Genomic DNA, 9,614 nt, shown 5'->3' with positions numbered 1-9,614 from the left:
GACGCCGTGCACGTCCTCGCCGCCGACCAGCGGACGCTCGGCCTCGGTGCGCGCGGCCTCGGAGATCTTGGCGAGCTTGGCCTCGTCCGGCTTGCCCTCGGCATCGACCAGGCCGACCTCGTCGCCGCCCATATCCTTGCGGCCACCCGCGAGCAGGTACGGAGCCTTGGCGTAGCCGTGGTCGCGCAGCGACATGATCAGCAGCTTGGGCGAGAGCGGCTTGCCGGTGTTCCAGGCCGGGCACTGGGACTGGCAGCGACCGCATTCGGTGCAGGTGGTGACGTCGAGGATGTCCTTCCAGGAGAAGTCCTCGAACTTGCCGACGCCGAAGGTGTCGTTGTCGGGGTCGGCGGTCTCCATATCGATGGCCTTGCCGCCGGACATCATGGGCTTGGCCGCGCCGAGGGCGACGTCGCCGTCGTCCTCACGCTTGAAGTAGATGTTCGGGAACGCGGCGAACCGGTGCCACGCCACACCCCACGTCAGGTTGCGGCCGACCAGCAGCAGGAAGAGGCTGCCGGACATCAGCTTCACGAACGCGAAGATGGAGATCATGACCCCGCTCGCGGGGAGCAGTTCGGCGACCCGCATGGTGAAGAAGTCGGTGGCCGGGTTCGCGTGCCCGTAGGTCGCGATCTTGCCCGCCTTCACCAGGATCATGCCCAGGCCCTCGACCAGGACGATGGCCTCGATGGTGTACGCCGGACCGAACTTCGAACCGCTGAACCGCGACAGCCGCTCCGGCATGCGCGGGTGGTTCAGCTGGCGAATGACGATCAGCGTGACGATGCCGACGACGGTGCCGATGCCGAGGATCTCGTCCCACAGGTGGTAGACCGCCCAGTCACCGAAGATCGGCCAGTGGAATTCGGGGTTGAACGTTTGTCCGTACGCCTCGAAGAAGAGGATGAAACCGCCGAGGAAGCCGATCATCACCAGCCAGTGCGCCCAGCCGACGGTGCGGAATTTGTTCATCCGCGTGTGGGCCAGGAACTCGACGAGCATCTGCTTGAAACGCGGGAAGAACGGCCGCCAGCGATCGGGCGCGGGCTGGCCGACCATGACGGTGCGTGCGATGTTTGCCACACCGCCGACGAACGACGCCCAACACAAAAGACTGAGCGTCGCTCCGATCGCGCCCAGCGTCACTGTCAGGGCATTCATGTCGCGACCTTTCTTCGGGCTACGAGCCTGCGCGGGGTTGGCCTGCTCCAACTCCGGTGTGCACGTATCTTAACGAACGGTAAGTTACCCGCCGGTAACTTATTCGTCCAGAGCTTTCCCGCACTGTAAATCGCGACAAATCCGGAACCCAACCAAGGGTCGGCTAACTTACACAGCTCACAACCGTCGCCGAGAAAGGAATGTCGCATATCACCACTTGTTGGACTAAGCTCACGCTGTCCGTTGTGCTGTGCGCATCTTCACACTGCTCGGGGAGGTTCTCGCTGACATTCGCGCCCCACGCGCGAACGTGTCACGAGGGAAGCGTGAGCTCTCGCGGTGAGGATGCGGCAGCGGAGACCTGATGATCGATTGGATAACCGAATGAAGTTTCGCGGCACCATTGCGGCGGCTGCCCTGGCGATCGGCGCACTGACCGTCGGTTCCACCGTCGCACATGCCGAAGAGGCGCCCGCGCCCCAGGATGTGAGCTACTCCGTCAAGCTCGTCGACAAGACCATTGTCGCCACGCTGAAGAACGGTACGTTCGAGCTCACCGAGGTTGCGGTCGAGGGTGGGGAACCCGAGGACAAGCAGACGATGGTGAACGTCAAGGACACCCAGGGTGCCACCCTCATCTCGTTCCCGCTGGCGTTCGACGTCGCCGGTTCCGAGGTCGAGGTGAAGTCGGAGCTCAAGAACGAGGACTCGGTGCTCGAGGTCGTTCCGGAAGCCCCGGCCGACTTCCAGCCCGGCACCCAGCCGCTCACCGTGCAGCCCATCGCGTCGCCGATGGAGGATCAGCGCGCGATGAACAGCTTCTCCAGCCAGTTCGGTATGGCCACCGCCATCGGCGGCTTCGTCGGCACCGCCATCGGAGCCATCATCGGCTGCATCGTGACCATCCCGGCCATGTGCGTTCCGGGCCTGGTCGCGGGTGCGGGCATCGGCGGCATTCTCGGCACCATCGCGGTGGGTGGGCCGACCCTGATCGCCGCGGGCCTGGAGCTCATCCAGACCCTCCAGGCGGCTCCGGGCACCACCAAGTGGGCCAACTGACACCGCATCCGTAATACGCGTACGGCCCCGTCTCCGCAGGGAGACGGGGCCGTACGCGTATCGGGCACCCGCCGTGCGGTGGGCCGCCCACAACAGACGAAACCCCTTATGGTCTGCGGAATTCGCAAACCATAAGGGGTACTCCCCGCGATCGGGTTGAGGCTACGCGCCCCAGTTGCAGGAACCCGCGGCGCCGCCCGCGGAAATGGTGCACATGGACTGCAGGAGCTTGAGCAGCATTCCCGCGACACCGGTATCGCCTGCGATGAAGAGCATGAGGTACCTCGAAAGTTCGTGTGTGCAAATGACTCTGGCGCGTACAGCGCCAGCGATTCGGTACCTTACCCAGATTTCGGGTTTTCGCCTAGTTCGGGTCGAGACCGATGCGACCGCTGTAACTCCGGGTGTCCCGTTCGCGGCCGAACCTGCCGAAGCTGCGTTCGACCATCTCGAAGCCGCCGTCCTCGCGTACCAGCAGCACCGTGCTGCATCGGGTGCCGTGCAGAGTATGGGCGATGAAGCGGGCGGAGGCGGTGCGCTCCATGCGGCGGCTGAGGCCGGTATCGGGGAGTTCGGTGTCGAGGGCGCGGGTGCGGTCGGCCAGGACCCGGAGATACCCCTCGATATCTCCGGGCGTGGACTCGACCACCGACCGCAGCGCCCGGACGCCCTCGCGGACCTTGGGCCACGCGGGTCGTTCGGTACCGGTGCGGATGTCGCGGGAATCGGGTTCGGCCGAACCCACCACCGCGTCGTTGGAGATGCCGTGGAAGCCCGGGGCGAGCTCCCGGGGCGCGGACCCGCTGCGATTGCTGTGCCACCACAGCGTCTCCAGATCCGACACCACCAGGTTGTAGCCGTTGTAGTCGTCCGGCTCCGCCGCCACCGCGCGCACGGTCTTCTCCGGACCGGCCTCGCCGCGCAGGTAGTCCATCAGCAGCGCGCCGCGGGAACGGACATCGGTGCGGTTCTCGCCGGGCCGCCGCACATTCGTCACCGTCGCGAACCGCCGTCCCGCCGGAGTCACTCCGAGCCAGGTTCCGGGGATCTCCCCTCCGGCTCCGAGATCCCGTCCGGCCAGCAGTTCCGGGGCCTCCGGCCACCAGCGCAGCGTTTCCGTTGCCCGCGTGTAGAACTCATCCCGATTCGCGGCCACGATCAGCCGATACTCCGGATGCGCTCGCCACCCGACCAACACCAGACACATATCCCCAGCATGCCGCACGACGGCGGGTCCGGCCTACCGCCCGACGACGCCGATTCACCCCGGAGCGCCGCCCCTGCGCCGCCACTGGGCAACACCCTCCCCCGCATATACGAATGGCCGGTAGCGCAAGAGCTACCGGCCTTTTCGGGCTTACCGAGATCAGTTGCGGACGCGCAGCCCCGGGTTGTCGGAGAGCACGACACTTACCGGCTGGGCGAACAGCTGCGGGGTGTTGCCGGTCAGCAGGCCGATCAGGTTGGGGATCTCGCAGATCGGGTAGTCGGCGACCGAGGAGGCCGAGGAGATGCCCAGCGCCAGAGTGCCGGTGACGATCGGTCCGCCGGAGTCGCCCGGCAGAGCGCAGATATTGGCGGAGAAGCTCTGCGTGAGCTGCCGGTCGCCGACCTGCACCACCTGATCGATCGCGTTCACCACGCCGCAGCTGAAGCCGGTGCGCGATCCGGACTTGCAGACCGGAGCGCCGACGACCGGAACCGCCACGCCGGTGACGGCGATCGGGTTGTTGCCCGGCACCCGCACCAGGTTGTTGTCGAAGCGACCCCGCACCTGATCATCGATGGACAGGATGGAGTAGTCCTGGTTGCCCAGCACCGACTTCTGGAAGGTGCCCAGCTTCACGCCCGGTTCGTCGCCGGGCAGCAGCTCGTACGCACTGGGCGAGTTCGCGCCGCCGGTGGCCGGGATATTCGGGTTGCAGTGGCCCGCGGTGATGTTCACGGTCCGGCCCGCGCTGTCGGTGCCGTTGAAGCCCAGCGAGCAGCGCAGCGACATACGGCCCGCCACCGACGCGTAGCCGTCACCGGCGGCCAGCGGTCCGCCCGTGGCGTCCGCGATCTCGCCGGCCTTGCGCACGTCGGCCTCCTCGCCCGCCACCGGCGGGGCGGGCATCACGATAACGCGCGCCGGATCGACGAAGCTCGGCAGCGGCAGGTCGGAGGTGTCCGCCCGCACCGCGATGCTGTTGTTGACGGTGTCGATGGCCACGCCGCGCACCAGCTTCGACACGGCTTCCGGCTGCTGCTCCAGCCAGCGCTGGAAGGCGTTCTTCTCACCGCGCAGCACGGCCTCGCTCTTGGCCACGTCGCGCACCTGGAAGCCCGCGTCGGCGGCGGCCTGGCGGGCGGCGTCGAAGTTCTCGCCCTGCGCCAGCGCCACGACGCCCTGTCCGGCCTCGTTGAGCCAGGCGCCGCCGAACACCTGCGGGAACTGCCGCTGCGCGGTGGTGGCGAAGGCCGCCACCTGCTGGGCAAGATCGGCGCGCTGCAGGTACTCCTGCGGGGAGATCTTCAGATCGCGCTGGACGGCGTTGATCAGCTCCTGCGGCAGGTTCGGCGCCGGTTCCGCATGGGCGCTCGCCGCCAGGGGTCCGGCTGTCAGCAGCGCAGTGGCCGCGATGGCTGCAGTACGGACGAGGGCGCGCGGTCGACCCGCGGCAGGCGAAAAACGCATACGTGGCAGGAGCATGAGCCGACTATATGGTGTCGAGCCCGTTATGCCTACTTATCTCGGGGTGACGTTTCGGTATTCCGCAGGCTAACGAACGGCGTGTCGGCTTCAAGATCACAGCGTGTCGCCCTCACCCGATGTTCGGGCGGGTGCGCACCTGGATACCGCTGCCCAGTCCGCCGCCGGAATTGGCGTCGATATCGGCCAGAATGGCGCGGATCGGAATGCCCAGGGTGGCCGTTCCACCGTACTGCGCCAGCGCCGTATTGGCCTCGTTGCAGTTCGGCGCGTCGGCGGCATTCGAACCACTGGTGATACCCAGGGCCAGCGTGCCGGAGACGATGGCGCCACCGGAGTCGCCGCCCAGCGTGCACGCGCTGCTGGCGAAACCGCGAATGATCTTGGAGTCGCCCTCGGCGGTGTACAGCTGCGTCTCCACCCGGTCGGCCACCACGAAACCGCAAGTGAACGTGGAGGATTGACCCGACTTGCACACCGGCGCGCCGACGATCGGATCCGCCACCCCGGTGATGGTGAGCGTGGTGCCGTTCGAGCCGCGCACCGACGGCTGGTCCATGCCGTTGCGCACGGCCGCGTCGTTCAGCTTGATGACCGAGTAGTCCAGCGAGCTGCGCCCGCCCAGCTGCGAACTCACGAAGGTGCCGACCTGCGGGCTGGCCGCCAGGTCCCGCACGTTCGGCAGGTACACATCGGCCTGTTGATCGGCCTTGCCGAAGTTCGGATTGCAGTGTCCGGCACTGATGTTGAGGGCATTGCCGCCCGCGTCGGTGGCGTTGAAGCCGAAGGAGCACACATCCACGCTCTGCAGCGAGGAGTCGCCCAGCGAGGTCGGGGCGCTGATATAGGTGTCGCCGCCCATGGGGCGCCGTTCCACCGGACCGCCGCTGCCCGGGGCGAGCATCACCTTGATATTCGCGATGAGGGTGGGCAGATTCAGCAGATGGCCGACCGGGGTATTGGCGACCGACAGCACGAGCTGGCTGTTGAGGAAGTCGATGGCCACCGAATTGATGGCCGAGGACAGATCCATGGGCAGTTCGGCGATCCACGAATTCAGCTGGCCCATGGCGAATTCCAGATTGTCCGCGCTGACCGGAGCCAACCGGGTCTGATATCCGGCGTCGGCGGCGATCTTGGCGGCGTCCACCGAGGTGACCGCCACGACGGGTTTGCCGTCCTGGCCGAGCCACGCGCCCGCGAATTCCTCGGGTCGCTCGGTCCGGAAATCCCGTGCGTAGTCCCGCAATTCCTGGGCGCGCGTGGAGCGATCCAGATACTCGGCGGGCGTCATACCCAGATCACGCTGAATGGCCTGCGTCAGTTCCGGAGGCAGCTGATCGGCCGAGAGCTGCGGCGATACCGCCTCATCGGCGAGCGCGGGTGCCGCGGCGAACAGGGGGCCGACTAGAACGGTCGAGGTGAAAGCGATGGTGGCTGCTCGAACCGCGGCGCGACGCGCCAAGAACTTGCGCATGGAGTCCCTTCGTAGTGCACCAGCAGACCGCGACGCCCCGTGGTGAGGGTTACACCGGTCAGCGCATCACTTTATGCCATAGCGCACAGAAGGTCGCCACTTGTATCAGTTCTCGCCGAGCGACCACGGATCGCTGAAAATGGGCGGCGGCGGGATCTGGAGTGTGGGCAGCTCCGGCGGCCGGTAGATGTACGGCGGTACCCGGGTCGTGGTCGACGGGCGTGTCGTGGTGGAACTCGGCGGCGTCTCGGTGGTGGTGGGCGGCGGTTCCGGCGCCGGGGGCGGTTCGGGTTCGGTTGTCGGCGTTGGCACTTCGACGACCGGTGGCGGGGCGGGAAGCGGGGGCTCCTCGGACGGCGTCGGCTCCGGCGGCACCGCGCCCGCGGTGGCGAAGGGTTCGGACCGCACCTCGCCGCGCGGCGGACCCGGCTTCTCCTCGTCCGGACGCAACACCGCGGCGACGCCCAGGCCACCCAGCAGCAAACCGATCAGGGCCGCCGCGACGGCGATCAGCAGTGGTCCGCGATGGCGGGTGGGCGGCTCCGGGGCCGGTTCCTCGGCCTCCGCCTCGACGGCCGGTTCGGTGGTGGTGGCGGCGGGAATGGCGACCGAGTACGCCTGCGCGGGCGGGTCCGGCACCGGAATGGTGGGCAGCACCTCGGTGACGTCGGAGTAGTTCTCGGTGACCGTGGGATCGGGTGGGGTGACACCCGCCGGAGTGGAGAGCACGGCGGCGAGGGCGGCTCGCGCGGCCTGATAGGCGAGGGCCTTGCCGGTGTCGGAGTCGGGCGTGGGTAGGTCGCGCTCGCTGACCAGCACCACCGATTTCAGGCCCAGATAATCCAGCGCCTCGCGGACGGCGCGGATGTTCTCCTCCGGCCACGCGGTCGGATGCGTCGCGTAGAACTCGGCGGGACCTTCGAGATATTCGGCGGCCAGATTGATCAGGCAGAACGCGGCGGTGGCCCACAGATCCTCGGCGCGATACGCCTCACCGTCGTCGACCGGGATGCCCGCCGGGTCGCCGACGGCGGCGGCGAATCCGCCGATGGAGTGTGTATGGCCGGCCGGTTGGTCGCCGCCCAGTTCGGCGTCACCGTCGTCGGACATGTGCAAGCGCGACTCGCGGACGATGTAGTGCACGGGGAGGGTGGCATCGTCCCCGGTCACGATCGCGGCGACGCATTCGTCGTCCGCGATCCGCAGGCCCACCCCAGTGGCCATCCTCGTTACCTCACTCGGTGCGTGCGGGTCTGGCGTCCGCGCCCCGAGGCTCACACGAGTAGGGACCCGTGGCCCATGGCGCGGAGCATTGACAATAACTCCGATCGCGACCCGGCACCGATTCGACGTCGTATCCGCGCCACATGGTGCTCCACCGTCTTGGCCGAAATATAGAGGCGAGCGCCGATCTCACGGTAGGTGAGACCGAGCAGGACCAGTTCGGCCACCTCCCGTTCACGCTCGCTGAGCACGGCGTCCGGCACCGGGTCGGGGCGCGGGGCCGGGGTGGGCAGCGGGCGGATGGGCTGCTCGGGCGGGCGGGACTGCACCCGCACGGTCCGGGCCAATTTCAACAGGGCCGTCGCGGTGCCGGAGTCGTCGGCCGTCAGCGCCGCCTCGCTGGCGAGCCGGGCGGCGTCCCAACTGAGACCCAGTCCCGCGAGCCGCCGCACCGCCCCCTCCACGGGGACGCGCTCCACCTGGCCGCGCAACACCAGCACCCAGGTGCGACCCGCGTCGGCCAGGGCGGCGGCCTGGGTGTCACCCGCCTCCGCGGCCGCCTTCAGCCGGTGCGCGTGCGGCAGCAGCCGGTCGGGGCGCTCGTGCGCGATGGCGGCCAGGATGGCGTACCAGTGGAAGGAGTTCGCCCAGGCGGGCGGATCGCCGAGGCGGCGCAGCAGCCGCCGGGCGTCGTCGACCAGCGCGGACACCCGGCTCTCGTCGCGCAAGCGGATTCCGGCCAGCCACAGTTCGCCGATCGGCAGCAGCGTCAGCAGGTCGGCGCCCACCTCGTCGAACAGGGGTGCGGCGGCCTGCCAGGCCAGGGTGAGCGCGCTGTGATCGCCGCCGCGCCGCGCCAGGCCGACGATCACCGCGTGCGCGAGCAGCCGGTCCCGCGGATCCAGTGCGGCGATATCGAGCTGGTCGACCGCCTCGGCCGCCGCCCGCTCGTCGCCGCCCAGCATGGCCACCCATGCCGCCAGCACCCGCCGCTGCGGATCGGTCGACGCGCCGCGCAGGGCATCGGCCGCCCGCCGGGGCTCGCCGATGCTCAGGCACAGCAGGGTGGCGATGGAGACCGCCGAGCACGGCAGGAACCGATCCCCACCCGCCTCGGAAGGCGCGAGCCCGGAATGCGCCGCGTGAATGAGCGCGGACGCCGCGGCCATGGTGGCACCACGCCGTGCATCGGCGTGCACCTGCGGGAAGCCCAGGGCTGCCGTCTCGGATGCGGTGGTGTCCGCGGGTTCGGTGCGGGCATACCCGGGTGTCCCGGTCGGCCGAACCGGTGCCGCGACCGTGCCGCCTGCCGAGAAGTCCTGCCGTGCCCCATCGGTGGTGCCCGGTCGTGAACCGCCGGTGGCGCCCGGTCGTGAACTGTCACCGGTGGCGCCCGGCTGTGAACCGTCGCCGGTGGCGCCCGGCCACCCGGCGACCGCGGGCGGTGTGCTGGGCGGTGCGGTCGTGAACGGTCCGGCGGTCCGTGCGGTGTCGGAGGCTGCGGCACCCCGTTCGGGTGTCGTGGTGGTACCGGCGTCGAGGAACGATCGTGTCGCGGCGCTGCCCGGCGGTGCCTCGGCGGGCCCGGGGCGCTCCGGCGTCGTGGGGCGGCTGTCGCCGATCGCGGGCACGGAGCCCGGGCTCGATGCCGGGCGTGCGGCCATCGCGTCGCCGCCGGTCGTGGAGTGCGTGCGCACGGGCGCTGCACCCGACATGGTGGCAGCGGACGGCGAGCCGCCATCGGAGTGCCGTCGTGTCGAATCATCGTGGCGATGCGCTGCCGGCGGCGTCGCGGCCCCGGGTGGTGTCGAGGTTTCGGAATGCGGTGCGGCCACGGGCGACACCGAACTCTCGGGGTGGTCCGCCGCCGGGGATGCTCCGGGTGTCGGAGCGCCGTGGGATTCGCGCGGTGGTCGCGTCGCGGCGCGCGGGGTGCGCGGGCCGGGTTCGACCGACTTGGCCAGGGCGGTGGCGATGGTCGCGGCGCGGGCGGTGGCC

6 protein-coding genes and 1 pseudogene are annotated in these 9,614 nt (G+C 69.1%); 1 reads left to right on the top strand and 6 read right to left on the bottom strand.

The window, feature by feature from the left end; genetic code table 11:
- Positions 1-1,164 (bottom strand): annotated as a pseudogene (locus ON31_RS28375) (Fe-S oxidoreductase); the annotation flags it as partial.
- A gap of 384 nt (positions 1,165-1,548) precedes the next feature.
- Between ON31_RS28375 and ON31_RS28370 the strand changes: the two are divergent.
- Positions 1,549-2,223, top strand: a complete 675-nt coding sequence (locus ON31_RS28370) for a DUF8020 domain-containing protein (RefSeq protein ID WP_039818019.1) — start codon at positions 1,549-1,551, stop codon at positions 2,221-2,223.
- A gap of 364 nt (positions 2,224-2,587) precedes the next feature.
- Here ON31_RS28370 and ON31_RS28365 read toward each other — a convergent pair whose 3' ends face one another.
- The 5 genes from ON31_RS28365 to ON31_RS28345 form a co-directional block, all read right to left on the bottom strand.
- Positions 2,588-3,430, bottom strand: a complete 843-nt coding sequence (locus tag ON31_RS28365) for an NRDE family protein (RefSeq protein WP_039818018.1) — start codon at positions 3,428-3,430, stop codon at positions 2,588-2,590.
- Between the two features lie 159 nt (positions 3,431-3,589).
- Positions 3,590-4,915 carry a S1 family peptidase gene (locus tag ON31_RS28360; protein WP_228814947.1) on the bottom strand — a complete coding sequence of 442 codons (1,326 nt, stop codon included), beginning with the start codon at positions 4,913-4,915 and terminating at the stop codon, positions 3,590-3,592.
- A gap of 112 nt (positions 4,916-5,027) precedes the next feature.
- Entirely contained in the window at positions 5,028-6,392 is a 1,365-nt protein-coding gene (locus ON31_RS28355; protein ID WP_039818016.1) for a S1 family peptidase, read from the bottom strand.
- 105 nt (positions 6,393-6,497) lie between these two features.
- A complete protein-coding gene (locus ON31_RS28350; protein WP_081592792.1) occupies positions 6,498-7,616 on the bottom strand; it encodes a hypothetical protein in 1,119 nt (372 codons plus the stop codon).
- A 50-nt stretch (positions 7,617-7,666) separates the two neighbouring features.
- Positions 7,667-9,614: LuxR C-terminal-related transcriptional regulator (locus tag ON31_RS28345; RefSeq protein ID WP_218007393.1), on the bottom strand; the 1,948-nt coding region annotated here is incomplete at its 5' end.

It is taken from the genome of Nocardia otitidiscaviarum NBRC 14405, from assembly GCF_000308635.1.
GTDB classification, from domain to species: Bacteria; Actinomycetota; Actinomycetes; order Mycobacteriales; family Mycobacteriaceae; genus Nocardia; species Nocardia otitidiscaviarum.
The sequence above is the reverse complement of the archived record's forward strand: the minus strand, read 5'-3'. Positions and strand labels throughout refer to the sequence as shown.